At 70.6% G+C, this 18867-nt stretch carries 13 protein-coding genes and 2 pseudogenes; 9 read left to right on the top strand and 6 right to left on the bottom strand.

What is annotated here, in order from left to right; genetic code table 11:
• On the top strand, positions 1 to 2113 hold a 2113-nt coding region (locus tag CCN42_RS25840; RefSeq protein ID WP_143662010.1), incomplete at its 5' end, for an ATP-binding protein.
• Positions 2114 to 2129: 16 nt separating this feature from the next.
• On the opposite strand, the gene CCN42_RS25835 is transcribed toward CCN42_RS25840, so the two are convergent.
• The 3 genes from CCN42_RS25835 to panB form a co-directional block, all read right to left on the bottom strand.
• Complete coding sequence (locus tag CCN42_RS25835) at positions 2130 to 2996, bottom strand: ABC transporter permease (protein ID WP_086739210.1); 867 nt, start codon at positions 2994 to 2996, stop codon at positions 2130 to 2132.
• The gene (locus CCN42_RS25830) at positions 2993 to 4012 is read right to left on the bottom strand and encodes an ATP-binding cassette domain-containing protein (RefSeq protein WP_086739209.1); all 1020 of its coding nucleotides are present in this window, start codon (positions 4010 to 4012) and stop codon (positions 2993 to 2995) included. Before CCN42_RS25830 ends, CCN42_RS25835 begins: the two co-directional genes overlap by 4 nt.
• A gap of 144 nt (positions 4013 to 4156) precedes the next feature.
• The gene (gene panB / locus CCN42_RS25825; protein WP_086170322.1) at positions 4157 to 5032 is read right to left on the bottom strand and encodes a 3-methyl-2-oxobutanoate hydroxymethyltransferase; all 876 of its coding nucleotides are present in this window, start codon (positions 5030 to 5032) and stop codon (positions 4157 to 4159) included.
• 220 nt (positions 5033 to 5252) lie between these two features.
• On the opposite strand from panB, the gene CCN42_RS25820 reads away from it, so the two are divergent.
• From CCN42_RS25820 to CCN42_RS25805, 4 genes are all read left to right on the top strand, one after another.
• Entirely contained in the window at positions 5253 to 6857 is a 1605-nt protein-coding gene (locus tag CCN42_RS25820) for an MFS transporter (RefSeq protein ID WP_086739207.1), read from the top strand.
• A 102-nt stretch (positions 6858 to 6959) separates the two neighbouring features.
• The gene (locus tag CCN42_RS25815) at positions 6960 to 7598 is read left to right on the top strand and encodes a TetR/AcrR family transcriptional regulator (protein ID WP_086170320.1); all 639 of its coding nucleotides are present in this window, start codon (positions 6960 to 6962) and stop codon (positions 7596 to 7598) included.
• Between the two features lie 181 nt (positions 7599 to 7779).
• On the top strand, positions 7780 to 8829 hold the full coding sequence (locus CCN42_RS25810) for an endonuclease/exonuclease/phosphatase family protein (RefSeq protein ID WP_086739205.1): 1050 nt from the start codon (positions 7780 to 7782) through the stop codon (positions 8827 to 8829).
• 81 nt (positions 8830 to 8910) lie between these two features.
• Positions 8911 to 10131: an MFS transporter gene (locus CCN42_RS25805; protein ID WP_086739203.1), complete on the top strand. Its 1221-nt coding sequence runs from the start codon at positions 8911 to 8913 to the stop codon at positions 10129 to 10131.
• Positions 10132 to 10291: 160 nt separating this feature from the next.
• Here the strand turns inward: CCN42_RS25805 and CCN42_RS25800 are convergent, their stop codons facing one another.
• From CCN42_RS25800 to CCN42_RS25790, 3 genes are all read right to left on the bottom strand, one after another.
• A complete protein-coding gene (locus CCN42_RS25800) occupies positions 10292 to 12049 on the bottom strand; it encodes an NAD+ synthase (RefSeq protein WP_086739201.1) in 1758 nt (585 codons plus the stop codon).
• A gap of 115 nt (positions 12050 to 12164) precedes the next feature.
• Positions 12165 to 12788, bottom strand: coding sequence for a DUF305 domain-containing protein (locus tag CCN42_RS25795; protein ID WP_086739199.1), 624 nt, complete (start codon positions 12786 to 12788; stop codon positions 12165 to 12167).
• The gene (locus CCN42_RS25790) at positions 12785 to 13450 is read right to left on the bottom strand and encodes a thioredoxin-like domain-containing protein (RefSeq protein ID WP_086739198.1); all 666 of its coding nucleotides are present in this window, start codon (positions 13448 to 13450) and stop codon (positions 12785 to 12787) included. The genes CCN42_RS25795 and CCN42_RS25790 overlap by 4 nt, the downstream gene beginning before the upstream one ends.
• A gap of 344 nt (positions 13451 to 13794) precedes the next feature.
• On the opposite strand from CCN42_RS25790, the gene glnA reads away from it, so the two are divergent.
• From glnA to CCN42_RS45920, 4 genes and pseudogenes are all read left to right on the top strand, one after another.
• Positions 13795 to 15156: a type I glutamate--ammonia ligase gene (gene glnA / locus CCN42_RS25785; RefSeq protein ID WP_043500321.1), complete on the top strand. Its 1362-nt coding sequence runs from the start codon at positions 13795 to 13797 to the stop codon at positions 15154 to 15156.
• Positions 15157 to 15418: 262 nt separating this feature from the next.
• A pseudogene (locus CCN42_RS25775) lies at positions 15419 to 16125 on the top strand (UTRA domain-containing protein).
• Positions 16122 to 16710, top strand: a pseudogene (locus CCN42_RS25770) (YdcF family protein); the annotation flags it as partial. The pseudogenes CCN42_RS25775 and CCN42_RS25770, both read left to right, overlap by 4 nt.
• Entirely contained in the window at positions 16684 to 17775 is a 1092-nt protein-coding gene (locus CCN42_RS45920) for a bacteriocin fulvocin C-related protein (protein WP_211294796.1), read from the top strand. The pseudogene CCN42_RS25770 and the gene CCN42_RS45920, both read left to right, overlap by 27 nt.
• Positions 17776 to 18867 lie beyond the last annotated feature (1092 nt).

Below are 18867 nucleotides of genomic sequence, written 5' to 3'. Positions count from 1 at the left end.
CGTCGAGGCCGCCGCCCGGCTCGTCGCCGAGCTGCTGGAACGCTGCCCGCGGCTGACCGTGCTGGCCACCAGCCGGGAGCCGCTCGGCGTCCCCGGTGAGGTGCTGCGGCCCGTGGAACCGCTGCCCGAGCCGTACGCGCTGCGGCTGCTCGCCGACCGCGGGGCCGCCGCCCGGCCGGGCTTCCGCGTCGAGGACGACCCCGAGGCCTGCGCGGAGATCTGCCGCCGCCTCGACGGCCTGCCCCTCGCCATCGAACTCGCCGCCGCCCGGCTGCGGATGCTCACCCCCCGCCAGATCGCCGACCGCCTCGACGACCGCTTCCGGCTGCTCACCTCCGGCAGCCGCACCGTGCTGCCCCGCCAGCAGACCCTGCGGGCCGTCGTCGACTGGTCCTGGGACCTGCTCGACGAGGACGAACGGGACGTCCTGCGCCGCCTGTCCGTGTTCGCCGGCGGCTGCGACCTGGCCGCCGCGGAGGCCGTCTGCGGACCGGCCGCCCTCGACGCGCTCGGCTCCCTCGTCGACAAGTCCCTGGTGGTGGCCGCGCCCTCCGGCGACGGCGCGATGCGCTACCGGCTGCTGGAGACCGTCGCCGAGTACGCCCGCGAACGCCTCGACGCCTCCGGCCGGCGCGCCGGGACCGAGCGCGCCCACCTGACGTACTACCGCGAACTCGCCCGCACCACCGACCCGCTGCTGCGCGGCTCCGGCCAGCTCGCCGCCGTCGAACGGCTGGAGCGCGAGTACGAGAACCTGCGCACCGCCCTGCGCACCGCCGTCGCCGCGCGCGACGAGCAGGAGGCGCTGTGCCTGGTGCTGTCGCTGGCCTGGTACTGGCAGATGCGCGACCTGCGCATCGAGGGCCGCACCTGGTGCCGCGCCGTGATGGACCTCGGCCCCGACCCGTTCACCGAACCGGTCCGCAAGGCGCTCCCCGTGTGGCAGCGCTGCACCGCCGAGCCGCCCCCGATGACCGGGGAGGTCCTCCTGGAGGCCCGGCGCGGCGTTCACCTGGGCCACCTCGCCTGCATGGACACAGAGATCGACGCCTGGCAGAGCCCCGAGGCCCAGCGCAAACTCGAGATCATCGCCGAGGTCTACGACCCCGGCCTCCCGCAGACCTGCCGCAGCCCCGGCATGCTGTCGTTCTACGCCGTGATGCTGACCGGCGACATGGACCGGCTCGGCACCATCCTCGACGCGGCCGTCGAGACCTGCCGCGGCACCCCCGGCTTCGCATGGGAACTGGCCGCCAGCCTCCAGCTGCGCGCCAACGTCCTCGCCAACCGCCCCGACCGGGCGGGCGACGCCGGCCGGGACGCCGACGAGTCGCTGAGGATCTACCAGCGCCTGGGCGACGACTGGGGCAGCGCCGAGGCGCTCTCCGCGCGCGCCGAGAGCCACGAGCGCAAGGGCCGCCACCGTCAGGCCGCCGCCGACTACGAGGCCGCCATGGAGCACGCCCGGCGGCTCGGCGCCCGCGCCCAGTACGCGATCCTCTCCGCCCGGCTGGGCAGCGCCCTGCTGGAGGCGGGGGAGACCGAGCGCGGCGAGCGGCTGCTGCGGGAGGTGATCGACACCGTGGAGGGCGCGCACACCGAGGCCATGCCGTTCGGCCGGGTCATCCTCGCCGGATGGCTCAGCCTGACCGACCGCACCGCAGAGGCGCGCGAGCAGCTGCGGCTGCTGCGCGAGGAGTTCGCCATCGCCCACTTCGTCGTCTTCGACGCGTTCATCCTCGGCCAGGAGGCCTGGGTGGACGCCGTCGACGGCCACTACGAGCAGGCCAGGGAGCGGATCCGGCGCGGCCTGCAGCGGGCCGACGACCCGCTGGCGAAGGCCATGGCCCCGCAGCTGTTCTCGGCGTATCTCGTCATCGCCGCCCTGGCCATGGCCGGATGCGACGGCGGGCGCGACGCCCGGGACGCCGCCCGCTGCCTCGGCGCGGCCGACGCGCTGCTGCCCGCCGGCCATCTGTCGTCCACCCTGGAGCGCGCGGCACGCGACCGTGCCTCGGCCGCCGTACGGGCCGCGCTGTCCGCCGAGGCGTACGCGGCGGCGTACGCCGAAGGCGGCGGCCTCACCCCGCAGGAGGCCGCCGCCCTGGTGTGACCACCGGGCGCCCCGGTCAGCTCTTGGTCTTGAACTTGCGGATCGCGATCGGTGCCATCACCGCGGTGATCAGTACCGTCCAGCCGAGCGTGACCCACAGGTCGCGCGCCACCGGCCCGCCCACCATCAGTCCGCGCGCCGCGTCGGCGAGCGTGGACAGCGGGTTGTAGTCGGTGAAGGCCTGGAGCCAGCCCGGCATCGACTGCGGCGGGGCGAACACCGAGGAGCCGAACTGCAGTGGCATCAGCACCAGGAAGCCCATGCCCTGCACGGACTGCGCGTTCTTCAGGATCACACCGAGGGTCAGGAACACCCACATCAGGGAGGAGCCGAACGCCGCCGCGAGCGCCACGGCCGCGAGCAGACCGCCCCAGTTGGTGATGTCGAAGCCCACCAGCACGCCCACGACCAGCAGGATCGCCACGGCGACCAGCATCCGCAGCAGTTCCACCGCGATCTTCGCGAAGAGTACCGAGCCGCGCCCGATGGGCAGCGACCGGAAGCGGTCCATGACGCCGGAGTTGAAGTCCTGGTTGAACCCGGTGCCCACGCCCATGGCCATGTTCATCCCCATCATGGCCAGCAGTCCGGGCACCACGTACTGGACGTACTCGTCCTGTCCGCCGCCCAGCGCCTGCCCGATCGACCCGCCGAAGACGTAGACGAACAGCAGGGTGAACACGATCGGCATCAGCACCGCGTCGAACATCGACTCCGGGTCCTGCCGGATCCACAGCAGATTGCGGCGGATCAGCGCGCCGGTGTGCCGCAGGTGCCCGCGCAGCGGGATCGGGGTGTCGGCGGCCGGGGTGGTCACGGTGGCCGAAGGGGCGGCGCCGAGCGCCTCGTCCCGGGTGGTGGTGGGGGACGGGTGGGCGCTCATACGGCGACCTCCTGACGGGCGTCGGTGGGCGTGGCGTCCTGCGGGGCACTGGCGCGGTGGCCGGTGAGGGACAGGAACACCTCGTCCAGGCTGGGCAGTTCGGTGCTGACGGAGGACAGGGTGATGCCGAGGCCGACGGCCGCGGAGACCACCGCGGTCAGCTGTTCGTCGCTGAGGATCGGCACGAGCACGGTGCCGCGCTCGGTGTCCACGGTGGTGGTGGCGAGGCCGGTGATGCCGAGGTCGTCCAGCGCGCGGGCCAGCGGGCGCAGCTGGAGCGGATCGGCCGGCTTCACCCGCAGGGTGCGCCCGCCCACCTTGGCCTTCAGCTCCTCGATGCCGCCGGTCGCGATGACCTTGCCGCGGTCGACGACGGTCAGCTCGGAGGCGAGCTGCTCGGCCTCCTCCATGTACTGCGTGGTCAGCAGCACGGTCACGCCGTCCCCGACCATGCGCTTGACCTCGTCCCACACCTCGTTGCGGGTGCGCGGGTCCAGGCCGGTGGTCGGCTCGTCCAGGTAGAGCACGGCCGGCCGGCCGATCATCGAGGCGGCCAGGTCGAGCCGGCGGCGCATGCCGCCGGAGTACGTCGCGGCGGGCCGCTTGGCCGCGTCGGTCAGCGAGAAGCGCTCCAGCAGCTCGTCGGCGCGGGCGCGGGCGTCCTTGCGGGGCAGGTCCAGCAGCCGCCCGATCAGATACAGGTTCTCCCAGCCGGGCAGCTTCTCGTCCACCGAGGCGTACTGCCCGGTCAGACCGATCACCCGGCGCAGTTGGCGGGGCTGCCGTACCACGTCGTAACCGGCGACGGTGGCCTGACCGGCGTCGGGGGCGAGCAGGGTGGACAGGATCCGCACCAGGGTGGTCTTTCCGGCGCCGTTCGGCCCGAGCACCCCCATCACGGTGCCCTCCCGCACCTCCAGGTCGACGCCGTCCAGCGCCTTCGTCTCCCCGTAGTGCTTCACCAGCCCTCGTACGGTGACGGCCGTGGTGCCGTTCTGCTTGTCGATGCGTGTCATGCCGACGACGGTGCCAGGCCCCGCCGACAAACGGCCTACAGCTCACCGACAGGCCCGCCGACAGCGCTGTCCGGCGGGCCCGGGGAACGGGACAGCCCCGCCGACGGGGGATGATCGGCGGGGCTGTCGGGTTACCGCGATGGCTCAGTGGACGGAGTGCTCCTCCTGCGGGAACGTTCCGCCGACCACGTCCTCGGCGAACGCCCGCACCGCGTCGCCCATCACCTCACGCAGGTTCGCGTACTGCTTGACGAACTTCGGCACCCGGCCGCCGGTCAGCCCGAGCATGTCGGTCCACACCAGCACCTGAGCGTCCGTCTCCGCCCCCGCGCCGATGCCGACCGTCGGGATGTGCAGGGTCCGGGTCACCTCGGCCGCCAGCTCGGCCGGCACCAGCTCCAGCACCACCGCGAACGCGCCCGCGTCCTGCACGGCCTTGGCGTCCCGCAGCAGCTGCTGGGCCGCCTCCTCGCCGCGCCCCTGCACGCGGTACCCCATGGCGTTCACCGACTGCGGGGTCAGCCCGATGTGGGCCATCACCGGGATGCCGGACTCCACCAGCAGCCGGATCTGCTCGTGCGAGCGCTCGCCGCCTTCCAGCTTCACGGCCTGGACGCCCGCCTCCTTCACCAGGCGGGTCGCCGAGCGCAGCGCCTGCACCGGGCCCTCCTGGTAGGAGCCGAACGGCAGGTCGCCGACGATCAGCGAGCGCCGGGTGCCGCGCACCACGGCGGCGGACAGCATGGTCATCTCGTCGAGGGTGACGGGGACGGTGGTCTCGTACCCGAGGTGGCAGTTGCCCGCCGAGTCGCCGACCAGGATCACCGGGATCCCGGCCTCGTCGAAGACGGACGCGGTCATCGCGTCGTAGGCGGTGAGCATCGGCCACTTCTCGCCCCGCTCCTTGGCGAGGGCGATGTCGCGGACGGTGATACGCCGGGTGCCCTTGCCCCCGTACAGCGCCTTGCTGCCGTCGGAGGTGCCGCTCTTCGCGGTCTGGGCAGCCGAAAGCTGAGTCATTGCAACGGCTCCTTACGTCATCTCGAGGCGCCCTGACGGCGTCCCCGGACCGGTTCCATGGTGGCACCTCGTGCCACGCCCGGCTAGGGGACCCCCCTGGGAACCGGCTCACGTGTCCGCACGCGTCGTCGGCCGGTCGCACGCTCGGTGGCGGCGTAAGAGACCGGTGAGAGGATCGATACGGAACGGTTCCGTATCGTAAATGGTCTAGGCTCGGCACATGACTCGTCCCGCCGTCCCCGCCACCCGCGTCCCCGAAGCGGTGCACCGGCGCCGCTGGGCCATCCTCGGTGTGCTCATGCTGAGCCTGCTGATCGTGGTGCTCGACAACTCGATCCTGAACGTCGCGATCAAGACGATCTCCACCCCCGCCCCGACCGGCATCGGCGCCGGCCAGAGCGAACTGGAGTGGGCCATCAACGCCTACACCCTCGTCTTCGCGGGCCTGCTGTTCAGCGCCGGGCTCCTCGGCGACCGGCTCGGCCGCAAGAAGGTGCTGCTCGGCGGGCTGGCGGTGTTCGGGATCGGCTCCGCGCTCGCCGCGTTCTCCGGCTCCCCCGGCGAACTGATCGCCTACCGCGCGGTGATGGGCCTCGGCGCGGCCTTCGTGATGCCCGCCACCCTCGCCGTCCTGATGAACGTCTTCGAACGCGACGAGCAGCCCCGGGCCATCGGCATCTGGGCCGGCGGCGTCGGCCTCGCCATCGCCATCGGCCCGATCACCGGAGGGGTGCTCCTCGACCACTTCTGGTGGGGCTCGGTCTTCCTCGTCAACGTGCCGATCGTGCTGCTCGCGGTGGTGCTGATGCTGTGGCTCGTGCCCGACTCCCGCGACCCCAGCCCCGGCCGCGTCGACCCCGTCGGCGTGGTGCTGTCCGTCGTCGGACTGGTCCTGCTCGTCTTCGGCATCATCGAGGGCGGCGAACGCGCCGACTTCACCGACCCGGCCGTGCTCACCGCCATCGGCGCGGGACTCGCGGTGCTCGCCGCCTTCGTCGTCTTCGAGAAGCGCAGCGACCACCCGTCCATCGACGTCACCCACTTCCGGAACAAGGCGTTCTCCGCCGCGATCGCCGCCGTCGCGCTGGTCTTCTTCGCGCTGATGGGTGTCACCTTCTTCTCCGTCTTCTACACCCAGAGCGTGCGCGGCTACTCGCCGCTGGAGACCGGCCTGCTGCTGCTGCCGCTGGCCGCCGCCCAGCTGATCTTCGCGCCGCGCGCCCGGCTCCTCGTCGACCGCTTCGGCAACAAGGCCACCACCACCGGCGGCATGCTGGTCGTCGCCGGCACCCTCGCCGCCTTCGCGAGCTTCGACGCGCACACCCCGGTCTGGCTGCTGGAGACCGTCTTCTTCCTCATGGGCGCCGGCATGGCGCACATCATGACCCCCACCAGTGTGGTCGTCATGCAGGCCCTGCCCCGCGAGAAGGCGGGCTCCGCCTCCGCGCTCAGCAACACCTTCCGCCAGGTCGGCGGCGCCCTCGGCATCGCCGTCCTCGGCTCCGTGCTGTCCGCCGCCTACCGCGACGGCATCGAGGACGACCTGACCGCCCTGCCGGCCGCCCTCCACCACACCGCGGGCGAGTCCATCGAGGGCACCCTCGCCGTCGCCGCCCGCCTGGGTCCCCGCGGCGACGCCCTGATCGCCCCCGCCCACGACGCCTTCCTGCACGCCATGCACGTCACCGCCCTGTGCGGGGCGGCCGTCGCGTTGGTCGGCGCCCTGGTGGTGGCGCTCTTCCTCCCGGGCCGCCCGCCCGGGCCGGCCCCGGACGGCGGCGCCGCCGAACCGGCCCCCGTCCCCCTGCGGGGACGCTCCGGCTAGCACCGGTCACGTCGGCGGGGCAGGCCGGCCGGCACGGGTCGCGCGCCGCCCGCCTCCGCGTCGTACGGGAGAATCACGGCACCGCACGAAAGGACCTGCCCAGTGAACCGCCTCGCCGCATCAAGCCCCGGACACGGCGCCCCCGCGCGGGGGCGGCCCCGCAGCGAGGCGGTGGAACGGGCCATCATCGACGGCGTGACGAAACTGCTGGAGGACGGCGTGCCGCTGGCGGAGCTGTCCATCGAGCGGATCGCCCGCACCGCGGGCGTGGGCAAGGCGGCCATCTACCGCCGCTGGCCCGGCAAGGAGGAACTGTTCGTCGACGTGGTCCGCGCCGCCGAGCCGCCGGACCCCGAACTCCCCGGCACCTCCATGCGCGACGACCTGGTGGCCCTGCTGGAACAGCTGCGCCGGCGCGGCCTGATGGCCCAGTCGTCGGCCATCCTGCTCAACGTCTACGCCCAGATGAAGAGCAGCCCGAAGATCTGGGCCGCCTACCGCGCGAGTGTCATAGAGCCGCGCCGCCGTGCCCAGCTCGAGGTGCTGCGCCGGGGCCGGCGGGACGGCGAACTGCGCGAGGACGTGGACATCGAACTGCTGAACGACCTGTTCATCGGGCCGATGCTGCTGCGCACGATCATGCGCCCGGGCGCCGATCTGCCCGAAGGCCTGGCGGAGGAGATCGTCGACCGGCTGCTGGAGGGACTGCGCCCGGCGGGCGGCGACGCGCCACGCCGGTGAGCCGGAATGTGCGCGTTTCGTCACAGTGGCCGTCACGAACGCCACAATCGGAACTCCCCGCGCGTGCTTCGTCGTCCTCGTGCCCGTACGGCCGTCATGGGACGGCAGGAAGAAGCCGATCATCCCCTAGGGTCTTAGGCGCGGGGGAGACGGTGTGCACGGCAGGTAGCGAGGCGACGGTATGGCGCAGCAGGCGTACGTGACGGAGACGGACGGCGGCGGCTCGGGACCCGGGCGCCGGGAACCCCGCTTCCGGCGCCTGGTGGACCGTCTCGTCGCCGTCCGGCGCGGCGATCCGCGGATCTGGCGCCGCGGGCTGGTCGTGGCCGCACTGGCGGTGCTGCTGGCCCTGGTGATGGCGGCGCACGCGCACATCCCCAACCGGTTCGGCAACCTGGGCAGCCTCACCGAGACGTTCCTGCCGTGGCTGGGCCTCGGTGTCCCCGTGCTGCTCATGCTCGCCGTGGTGCGCAGGTCCGCGAGCGCGCTGATCGCGGTGCTGCTCCCGGCGACGGTCTGGCTCAACCTCTTCGGCGGACTCCTCAGCGACAAGGCGGCGGGCGGCGGCGACCTCATGGTGGCCACGCACAACGTCAACGCCGACAACGCCGACCCGGCCGGCACCGCCCGCTCGGTGGCCGCGTCCGGCGCGGACGTGGTGGCCCTGGAGGAGCTGCGGGCCTCGGCGGTGCCGACGTACGAGGAGGCGCTGGCGTCGACGTACCGGTACCACTCGGTGCAGGGCACGGTCGGCGTGTGGAGCAAGTACCCGCTCAGCGACATCGCGCCGGTGGACATCAAGCTGGGCTGGACGCGGGCCATGCGGGCCACCCTGACGACCCCGGCCGGGCCGGTCGCGGTGTACGTCGCCCATCTGCCCTCGGTGCGGGTGAAGCTGGAGGCCGGGTTCACCGCCCGGCAGCGCGACACCAGCGCCGACGCGCTGGGCGAGGCCATCGCCGGTGAGCCGCTGGAGCGGGTGGTCCTGCTCGGCGACCTCAACGGCACCATGAACGACCGGGCGCTGAACGCCGTGACCTCGCAGATGCGTTCCACGCAGGGCGCGGCGGGCAGCGGCTTCGGGTTCAGCTGGCCGGCGTCGTTCCCGATGGCGCGGATCGACCAGATCATGGTGAAGGGGGTCGAGCCGATGAAGTCCTGGACGCTGCCGGAGACGGGGAGCGACCACCTGCCGGTGGCGGCACGGGTCCGGCTGGCCACGGAGTCCTGAGGGAATAACGGATGTGCGAGACTTTGTTCCGTAGCTGAACATAAGTCGCCCGTCCCCGCTCCCCTGAAAGGCAAGGCCTCCATGCCCCTGGCCCTGCTCGCCCTGGCCGTAGGTGCCTTCGGTATCGGCACGACCGAGTTCGTGATGATGGGCCTGCTGCCCGACGTCGCGGCCGACCTCGGCATATCCATCCCCAGCGCCGGCCACCTGGTCTCCGCGTACGCCCTCGGCGTCGTCATCGGCGCCCCGCTGCTCGCGGCCCTCACCGCGCGCATGTCCCGCCGCGCGGTCCTCATCGGCCTGATGGTCCTCTTCGTCGCGGGCAACGCCCTCTCGGCGTTCGCCCCCGACGAGCACTACCTGCTGGCGGCGCGATTCCTCAGCGGCCTGCCGCACGGCGCCTTCTTCGGCGTCGGCGCCGTGGTGGCCACCACGCTGGCCGCCCCCGAACGCAAGGCCCGCTCGGTCTCCCTGATGTTCCTCGGCCTGACCGTCGCCAACATCGCCGGCGTCCCCGTCGCCACCCTCATGGGCCAGCACCTCGGCTGGCGCGCCACCTTCCTCGGCGTCAGCGCGATCGGCGTCGCGGCGATCGTCTCCCTGGCGCTGCTCATCCCGCACGACGGCACCCAGGCCCCCGCCACCGGCCTGCGCGGCGAACTGGCCGCCCTGCGCTCGCTCCCGGTCTGGCTGGCGCTCGGCACCACGGTCGCGGGCTTCGGCGCGCTGTTCGCGGCGTACAGCTACATCACCCCGATGCTCACGGACGCGGCGGGCTACGCCGAGACGAGCGTGACCCTGCTCCTGGCCCTGTTCGGCGTGGGTGCGACGATCGGCAACCTGCTCGGCGGCCGGCTCGCCGACCACGCCATGCGCGGCACCCTCTTCGGCGGCCTGCTCGCCCTGGCGGCGGTCCTGTTCGCCTTCCCCCTGCTGATGCGCACGCCCGCGACGGCGGCGCTGGCGGTGGCCCTGCTCGGCACGGCCGCCTTCGTCACCGGCTCCCCGCTCCAGCTGATGGTCATGGAGAAGGCCGCCGCGGCCCCCTCCCTCGCCTCCTCCGCCAACCAGGCCGCCTTCAACCTCGCCAACGCCGGCGGCGCCTGGATCGGCGGCCTCTCCCTCGCGGCGGGCTTCGGCACCACCTCCCCCGCCCTCGCGGGTGCCCTCCTCGCCGTCCTGGGGCTGGCGGTGGCGGGCGTGGCCTACGCGGTGGACCACCGGCAGGCCGCCCCCGCCGCCGGCCGCGAACGCCTGGTGGCGGGGCACGTCCCGGCGGAGGCGGAGTCCGTGCGCGGCTGAACGACGGGCGCGGCGCCCCTCACGCCTCCTCGGTGAGGGCCCGTGTCGCCTCCCGAGCATGTCCCGGGCCCTGACCAGGCTGGCGCGGCGCCTCGGCATCGGCAGGGCGCGCGAGGTCACCCTGCCGGGCCTGCCGTAGCGCGCCGGGCGGACGCCCCGCTCAGGACACGGTCTCCCGCCACCCACTGGTGATCGGCAGCCGCCGGTCCTTGCCGAACCCCTTCGGGGAGATCTTGGTGCCCGGCGGGTACTGGCGCCGCTTGTACTCGGCGGTGTCGACCAGCCGCAGCGTGCGCGCCACCAGCCCGGGATCGAAGCCGGCCGCGACGATCGTGTCGGCGCCCTCGTCGCGGTCGACGTAGCGCTCCAGGATCGCGTCGAGGACGGGGTAGTCCGGCAGCGAGTCGGTGTCGACCTGGCCGGGGCGCAGTTCGGCGCTCGGCGGTTTGGTGATCGAGTTCTCCGGGACGGGCGGGGTCTCGCCGCGCGCCTCGGCCGCCCGGTTGCGCCACTGGGCGAGGCGGAAGACCGACGTCTTGTAGACGTCCTTGATGGGGCCGTACGCGCCGACCGAGTCGCCGTACAGCGTGGAGTAGCCGACGGCCAGCTCGGACTTGTTGCCGGGGGCCAGCACGATGTGGCCCTCTTGGTTGGAGAGGGCCATCAGGAGCGTGCCGCGCAGGCGGGACTGGAGGTTCTCCTCAGCCAGGCCGGTCAGCCCCAGCGACCCCATGTACGCGTCGAACATCGGCGCGATCGAGACCGTACGGAAGTTCAGGCCGGTGCGGCGGGCCAGCTCCGCCGCGTCGCCCCTGGAGTGCTCGGACGAGTACTTGGAGGGCATCGACACGCCGTACACGTTCTCCGCGCCCACCGCGTCGCAGGCGATCGCCGCGACCAGCGCGGAGTCGATCCCGCCGGACAGGCCGACGAGGACGGACCGGAAGCCGTTCTTCACGACGTACGCGCGCAGGCCCGTCACGAGCGCCGAGTACACCTCCTCGTCGTCGTCCAGCCGCTCGGCGTACCCGCCGGTGCACTCCGGCTCGTACGGCGCGAGCGGCTCCTCGGAGAGGACCAGGCGGTCGATGCGCAGGCCGTCGTCGACCACGCCGCCCGGCGCGCCGGGCACCGCGGCCGGCAGGTCCAGGTCCAGGACCAGGCACTCCTCGGCGAACTGCGCCGCCCGCGCGATCACCTCGCCGCTCGCGTCGACCACGATCGAGTCACCGTCGAACACCAGCTCGTCCTGGCCGCCCGTCATGGCGAGGTAGGCGGTGGTGCAGCCGGCCTCCTGGGCCCGCTTGCGGACCAGCTCCAGACGGGTGTCGTCCTTGTCGCGCTCGTACGGCGAGGCGTTGACGGAGATCAGCAGGCCCGCCCCGGCCGAGCGGGCGGCCGGCACGCGCCCGCCGTCCTGCCACAGGTCCTCGCAGATGGCCAGCGCGATGTCGACGCCGTGCAGCCGCACCACGGGCATGCTGTCGCCGGGCACGAAGTAGCGGAACTCGTCGAAGACGCCGTAGTTCGGCAGGTGGTGCTTGGCGAAGGTGAGGGCCACCGCACCGCGGTGCAGCACCGCCGCCGCGTTCTGCGGGGCGCCGGCCGGCTGGCCGTACTTCGGCTGGGCGGTCGCGCAGCGGTCCAGATAGCCGACGAGCACCGGCAGCTCGCCGAAGCCCTCCTCGGCGAGCCGTGCGGCGAGCGAGCGCAGGGCCGCGCGGGACGCCTCGACGAAGGACGGGCGCAGGGCCAGGTCCTCCACGGGATACCCGGTCAGCGCCATCTCGGGGAACACCACGAGATGCGCTCCCCGCTCGGCGGAGTGCCGGGTCCAGCGGAGGATCGCCTCGGCGTTCCCGGCGAGGTCGCCGACGCGCGAGTCGATCTGGTTCAGGGCGAGGCGAAGTTGAGGCACGCGGCCAGTGTAATCGTCAAAACGACGCAATGGGGGGTGGCGGGCGGATGGACCGCCTCCCGCCCACCGCGGCCGGACCGCCCCGCCGGCCTCCAGCAGGCCCTCGGCCGACCGCTCAGCGGGCCTGCGCGCCGCGCTCCGCCAGCATGTCGGCCATCAGGTCGATCTCCGACTGCTGCGCCTCCACCATGCCCTGGGCCAGCTGCTTCTCCACCTTGACCGTGCACGCGGAGACACAGCCCTCGGCCATGTGGACGCCGCCCCTGTGGTGCTCCGTCATCAGCTTCAGGAAGTACACCTCGGCGTCCCGGCCGCTGAGCCCGCCGAGCCGGTCCAGCTCGTCGTCGGTCGCCATGCCCGGCATCAGCGAGCCGTCGCCCCGCGAGGGAGCGTTCCCCATCCCCATCCAGCTCATCGGGGGCTTCGCGGACACCTTCGGCAGCTCCCACAGGTCCAGCCAGCCCAGCAGCATGCCCCGCTGGTTGGCCTGGGTCTGCGCGATGTCGTACGCGAGGCGCCGCACCTCCTCGTCGCGGGTGCGGTCGCGCACGATGTACGACATCTCCACGGCCTGCTGGTGGTGGACCGCCATGTCACGGGCGAAGCCGGCGTCCGCGGAGTCCGCGGCGGGCACCCGCGGCGAGCCGCTGTCCGAGGCGACCGCGTAGGTGACGGCGCCCGCCGCGACGAGCACCGCCGCCGCGGCGCCCGCGATCCACCCGGCCTGCGCCTGCCTCACTGCGGCAGTCCGCCCGTGCAGGCGGCGCCCTTCTCGGGGGTCTGCTCGCCCTGGACGTACTTCTCGAAGAACGAGCCCACGTTCGGGTCGTCCGCGCCGCTCACCGTCCGCTGGTGGCCCCACGCCGTCAGCATGATCGGGGCGAACTGGTCCTCGTTCGGGCTCATCAGGGTGTACGGCGTGCTCTTGACCTTCGCGGCCAGCTTGTCCACGTCCGCCTTGTCCGCCTTGCTGGTGTACGTGACCCAGACCGCGCCGTGCTCCAGCGAGTGCACGGCGTTCACGTTGTTCAGTTCCTTGGTGTAGACGTCCCCGTTGCAGTTCATCCACGCCTGGTGGTGGTCACCGCCGACCGGGGGCTCCATGCTGTACTTCACGTCCGTCTTGACGTGGGTCCGCGACAGCGTCCCCTCCCACGTCCGCACGCCGTCGGAGCCGGTGACGAACTTGCCCGACGTCTTGTCGTCGCTCGCCGTGCTGTCGGAGTCGCCGGACTGCGACCGCACGAGCACGACACCGCCGACGACCAGACCGGCGACGACCACCGCGCTGACGCCGATGGTGAGGATCCGGTTGCGGCGCTCGCGGGCCTGGTCGGCGCGCCGCATCTCGGCTATGCGCGCCTGGCGTGCCGTACTGCTCTTGTTCTTGGCGGAACCCATGGGGCTGGCCCTTCTGGGGAGCGGGAGACGGTCGGGTGCGCTGATCGTAATGGGGTACCCCGATGCTCTTGTAGGGAGGCCACGGGAATCTCCGGGGAATGGCCCGATCCGCACCGGGGACCACCGGGTGCCGGGCGGCCGTTACGGATGTCGGCGCGAGCAGGCAAGATGGGCGTCAGGGCCGGACATCTGCCGTACCCGAGCCGTTCAGAGCGCGGTCGGCCGGCCGATCAAGGTCCGCAACGCGCGTGAAATGGTGTTGTGGTGGGATGCTCAGGTGCCCGACCGCCTCCCGGTGGTGCCCGGGGCCGGCGGCCTGACCAGCAAGGATGGGGAAGCGGAAGATGGACAAGCAGCAGGAGTTCGTGCTCCGGACCTTGGAGGAGCGCGACATCCGGTTCGTACGCCTGTGGTTCACGGACGTGCTGGGCTTCCTCAAGTCCGTCGCCGTCGCCCCGGCCGAGCTGGAGCAGGCCTTCGACGAGGGCATCGGCTTCGACGGCTCCGCGATCGAGGGCTTCGCCCGGGTCTACGAGTCCGACATGATCGCCAAACCCGACCCGTCCACCTTCCAGGTCCTGCCCTGGCGCGCGGAGGCCCCCGGCACCGCCCGGATGTTCTGCGACATCCTCATGCCGGACGGCTCCCCGTCCTTCGCGGACCCGCGCTACGTCCTCAAGCGCGCCCTGGCCCGCACCTCCGACCTGGGCTTCACCTTCTACACCCACCCGGAGATCGAGTTCTTCCTGCTGAAGGACCGCCCGCTGGACGGCTCCCGCCCCACCCCCGCCGACAACTCCGGCTACTTCGACCACACCCCGCAGAACATCGGGATGGACTTCCGCCGCCAGGCGATCACCATGCTGGAGTCCATGGGCATCTCGGTCGAGTTCTCCCACCACGAGGGCGCCCCCGGCCAGCAGGAGATCGACCTCCGCTACGCCGACGCGCTCTCCACCGCCGACAACATCATGACCTTCCGCCTGGTCATGAAGCAGGTCGCGCTGGAGCAGGGCGTCCAGGCCACCTTCATGCCGAAGCCGTTCTCCGAGCACCCCGGCAGCGGCATGCACACCCACCTCTCGCTCTTCGAGGGCGACCGGAACGCGTTCTACGAGTCCGGCGCCGAGTACCAGCTCTCCAAGGTGGGGCGCTCCTTCATCGCGGGCCTGCTCCGCCACGCCGCCGAGATCTCCGCCGTCACCAACCAGTGGGTCAACTCCTACAAGCGCATCTGGGGCGGCTCCGAGCGCACCGCCGGAGCTGGCGGCGAGGCCCCCTCCTACATCTGCTGGGGCCACAACAACCGCTCCGCCCTGGTCCGCGTGCCGATGTACAAGCCGGGCAAGACCGGCTCGGCCCGCGTCGAGGTCCGCTCCCTGGACTCCGGCGCCAACCCCTACCTCGCCTACGCCGTCCTCCTGGCCGCCGGCCTCAAGGGCATCGAGGAGGGCTACGAACTCCCGCCGGGCGCCGAGGACGACGTGTGGGCCCTCTCCAACGCCGAACGCCGCGCCATGGGCATCGAACCGCTCCCGCAGAACCTCGGCGAGGCCCTGACCCTCATGGAGGGCAGCGACCTGGTCGCCGAGACCCTGGGCGAACACGTCTTCGACTTCTTCCTGCGCAACAAGCGCCAGGAGTGGGAGGAGTACCGCTCCGAGGTGACGGCGTTCGAGCTGCGGAAGAACCTGCCGGTGCTGTAAGGGCAGGTCAGCGCAGGTTTCCCGCTGGTTCGGCGGACGGGGCCGACGGTCGTGGACCGTCGGCCCCGTGGCGTCTCACCGGTCCTGGGCCGTCTGTGGGCCGTCTAGCGCCGGATCGATGCCCTCGTACAGGCCGTCCAGGCCTTTCGGGCCCGTGCGTCGCTACTCGGCATGAGGTGCGTGTAGAACCGGAGCGTGAACCCCGGATCGCTGTGGCCGAGGTAGGCGCTCGGCGCGGGGATCGAGGTCTCTCGGCTTTGCCATAGGAGCTCCAGGCGGGGAGGGCGTGGGCTCCAAGTCCTCTGTTCAAGCGGCCTACAAGCCGCTGGAAGCCGAAGGGCTGGTGACGTCTTCCCGTGGCCATGCCACGGTCGTGCGCAACCGGCCGCCGCTCAAGCGGCTCGGAATCGAGCGGTACGACAAAGCTAAGTGGAGGGACGGCGACGAAGTCGCCTTCATCACGGACCGGGTGGCGTCCGGCCGCGCATACCGGCGCAACGAACAGACGCAGACGGTCAGCAAGGTCCCTGCACCACCGGTAGTCGCGGCAGCGCACGGCCTGCCCGAAGGAGCCGACGTCTACGCTCGCGCGCGACTGGTCAAGGAAGGTACGCAGCCCACGCTTACTCTGACCAGCTACTACCGCCCGGAACACGTCGAGGGCACGCGCATCGTCGACCCGACTCCGGGCCCGGCCGGCAGAGGCGGAGGATTCCGCGTGCTGTACGACGCGGGTACGAGATCGACCACATGCGAGAGACGCTGTTCGCCCGAGTGCCCACCGCTGACGAAGCGCAGCTCCTGCAGCTCGCCCCAGGCGAGTGAGTCGTGGAGCTGCACCGGACGACGTTCACGGCCGACGGCACGGTGGTTGAATTCGCGCTGGGTGTGCACGCGGCCACGCGTTTCTCATGGACGTACGACTTCAAGGTGCCCGACTCGGCAGCGGAAGGCGGAAACAAGAAGTGATCTCGCAGCAGTCATGGGCGGATGCGCGACGACTCTGGGACTTCCAGCAGATGGGCCACGCGGTACGCCCATGTTCGGTCGCTATCGGCCTGGGAAGCCATGACCTCGGGGTTGCCGACACCACGGCGGCCTTGTACCGGAGAGGCATGGCTTCCCTGATCGTCTTCACGAGAGCGACCCAGTCGGACCACCCGTGAACGGATGCCGCGCGGCGAGGCGGAGCACTACCGAGAGCGAGCCTTGGAACTCGGGGTGCCAGCGGACGTCATCCTTGTCGAACCGAACGCCCGCAACACCGGAGAGAACATCACGTTCTCGCGTGCGCTGCTTGCTGACCAGGGCATCGCCGTTTCGTCTGTTCTGCTCGTCTGCAAACCGTACGAGGAGCGGCGGGCGTACGCAACGGCGCGGAAGCTGTGGCCCGAGGTGGAGTGGGTCTGCGCTTCCGCGCCACTGAGCTTCGGGGAGTACATCGCCTCAATCGGCGACGAGCGCCTGGTCATTGACATGTTGGTCGGAGCACAGCAGCGGCTCATGATCTACCCGGGCGAAGGGTTCATGATCCGCCAGGGATTCCCTGCGGACAAAGAAAAAGGAGTTGGCTGGAAAAACTCTGTCGCTTACTCAGCGAGGTACCTGACATTGGGGAGCGCTCTTAGGGAACGTTTTTCGGTCAAGAGAACAGAGGAGAGGATGAAATCTCAAGCCGATCAGCCACGATGGGTTCTAGCCTTCGACGGGGCATGTAGCACCTGCTCGGCCATCTCCGCGTCTGTGTCAGAGGCAAGCGCGGGCAAGCTTGAGGTGATGCCACTGGAGCATGACGACGTCCAGCGGTGGCGACACAGCAGCATGGGCGCCAGCCCGAAATGGGCCCCCACATTGCTGCGCGTGAACGGGGACAAAGTAAGGGCCTGGACGGGCCCAGCCATGTCATTCACACTAGCCAGGCATCTGGGTCTGCAGGCGACAGTACGGGTTCTGCGAGCACTGGGAAGGCTACGCCAGGGAACCAGTGGGAGGTCTTCGGAGGCCTCTGGCTCCGGAATGGGACGTAAACGTTTTCTCCAGCTGAGTGGCGGCTTGGGCGTCGCCATTGGGCTGACCCTGACCGGCCGGACTCCCGCCTTCGCTCGATCCGAACGTACTGCCGCTGATGCCTGGGTTACAGCCAACATGGACCGTCTGCCGCGCACGTACGAGGAAATCATCCGCCACACAGTCCCTTACCGCAAGGCAATTGTAAAGGCACTGTCCCCCGAGGAACGCACAGCTATCTGGCTCGCAAACATCGATCGATACCGCCAAGATCACCCCCACGCCACAACCGCTCAACGCCAGGTCATGGATCGCGCTTCTGCTCTTGCCGCTCGCGTCTTCGTGTCACCCGGAGATCACATCGAGGAGATGCGCAGACTCAGTATGCGAGCCAAGGAGGAACTAGGTGTGCAGGAAGCTGAAGCCATGGCCATGCGCATCGGTCCCGCCGACCCGCCCGCTATCCAGGCCCGGTCCGCCGATTGTTCTTGTTCAACCCAGGACTGCACTTGCTGTGCCGGTGGCTACTATTGCCTGCGCGGGGGTTGCACCGTTATTCCGTCGGACTGTGGTTTGTTCTGGTTGTTCGACTGCAATGGTCGATGCGGCTGATAAGGACGGGGCGCTCTCCCCAGCCGCTGAAGCGACGAGGAATAGGCTCACCAAATGAGACCTCGTCTTAGGCAGCCACTTTGGCGTGAGCCTCGCAGATCAGGCCCCAACGTCGCGCTTTACCGGGCAGGTCCACAGACTGCCCGACTCGCCGGAAGCTTACGGGGCCATGGTCGCTCGCGCCAAAGCAGCTCCATCCCAAAGCCGCTCCGCCGACCTTATGGGGCACCGTTGCACTTTCCGTAAACCCTGCACAAACAGCCCGATTCAGAGCTACCCTACGCCTGGGGAAACGGAGGATCGAGGAGCTGACGCAATTCCTTGATTCCATCACGAAGTTCATAGAGGCAACTGAGCGGTCGGGCCTGTGTCCGATGATTTTTCGACCGGCAGGGCACTTTCGCGACTCGGCAGAGCGAGCCTCTTACTATTTCAAGGTGCCGCGAGCGCGAGTACATCGCACAGCGGCCCTCAGGAATCGGCAGATCTGGCATGCCGGGACTGGCGCGCGATCAGTTCATCATCCCAATAGCCCGCCTGAAAGAATCTGCCGAGGTGCTGAGGTTCTCGATTGGGACTCGGTTCACGTACGATGATGTTTGGGCTGACTGGCCCAAATGTCGAGCCTCTGTGGATGGCGCAAGTGAACTCATGCGTCCGGCAGGCGAAGCGGCACAAGTCAGTTAAGGCAGGTACGGGGGACTACCCACTGCCGAGCCGAGCGGCGCGAAGTCCGGCGCAGAGAATCCGCTAAGGGACTGACTAGTCCAAAGATGTTCCGTTGACTCCAATGAAGGCAGACAACAGTACAAGTGACCTACTAGGTAGCCAACTTGCCGGTCGATGACGGTGTTGGCGGTAGCAGTCAATCGAGTCCTGAGCACGCTGGTCATGCAGCAGTAACGGCAACGCTGACGGCAATGACGGCGGACGGCGGTGGTACCCAGCGGTTCGACACGGTGCCGAACGGGCCCGTCGTTGGGCGGAGACCTCTCCGGCCCCGCCGTGGCTAGATCGCTCTCTTGTGGGCCTTTCGTGTGCGTGTCACACAGTTAGGGCGGGGTGGTCCGGCGGAAGGGGTGGGGCATGGCC

This window comes from Streptomyces glaucescens (assembly GCF_002154375.1).
GTDB classification, from domain to species: Bacteria; Actinomycetota; Actinomycetes; order Streptomycetales; family Streptomycetaceae; genus Streptomyces; species Streptomyces glaucescens.
The sequence above is the reverse complement of the archived record's forward strand: the minus strand, read 5'-3'. Positions and strand labels throughout refer to the sequence as shown.

Coding starts and splice junctions, on each gene's coding strand:
- glnA (WP_043500321.1), top strand. CDS start 13,795: ATGGACAAGCAGCAGGAGTTCGTGCTCCGGACCTTGGAGGAGCGCGAC.
- panB (WP_086170322.1), bottom strand. CDS start 5,032: ATGACTCAGCTTTCGGCTGCCCAGACCGCGAAGAGCGGCACCTCCGAC.
- CCN42_RS25830 (WP_086739209.1), bottom strand. CDS start 4,012: ATGACACGCATCGACAAGCAGAACGGCACCACGGCCGTCACCGTACGA.
- CCN42_RS25790 (WP_086739198.1), bottom strand. CDS start 13,450: ATGGGTTCCGCCAAGAACAAGAGCAGTACGGCACGCCAGGCGCGCATA.
- CCN42_RS25835 (WP_086739210.1), bottom strand. CDS start 2,996: ATGAGCGCCCACCCGTCCCCCACCACCACCCGGGACGAGGCGCTCGGC.
- CCN42_RS25820 (WP_086739207.1), top strand. CDS start 5,253: ATGACTCGTCCCGCCGTCCCCGCCACCCGCGTCCCCGAAGCGGTGCAC.
- CCN42_RS45920 (WP_211294796.1), top strand. CDS start 16,684: ATGATCCGCCAGGGATTCCCTGCGGACAAAGAAAAAGGAGTTGGCTGG.
- CCN42_RS25805 (WP_086739203.1), top strand. CDS start 8,911: ATGCCCCTGGCCCTGCTCGCCCTGGCCGTAGGTGCCTTCGGTATCGGC.
- CCN42_RS25810 (WP_086739205.1), top strand. CDS start 7,780: ATGGCGCAGCAGGCGTACGTGACGGAGACGGACGGCGGCGGCTCGGGA.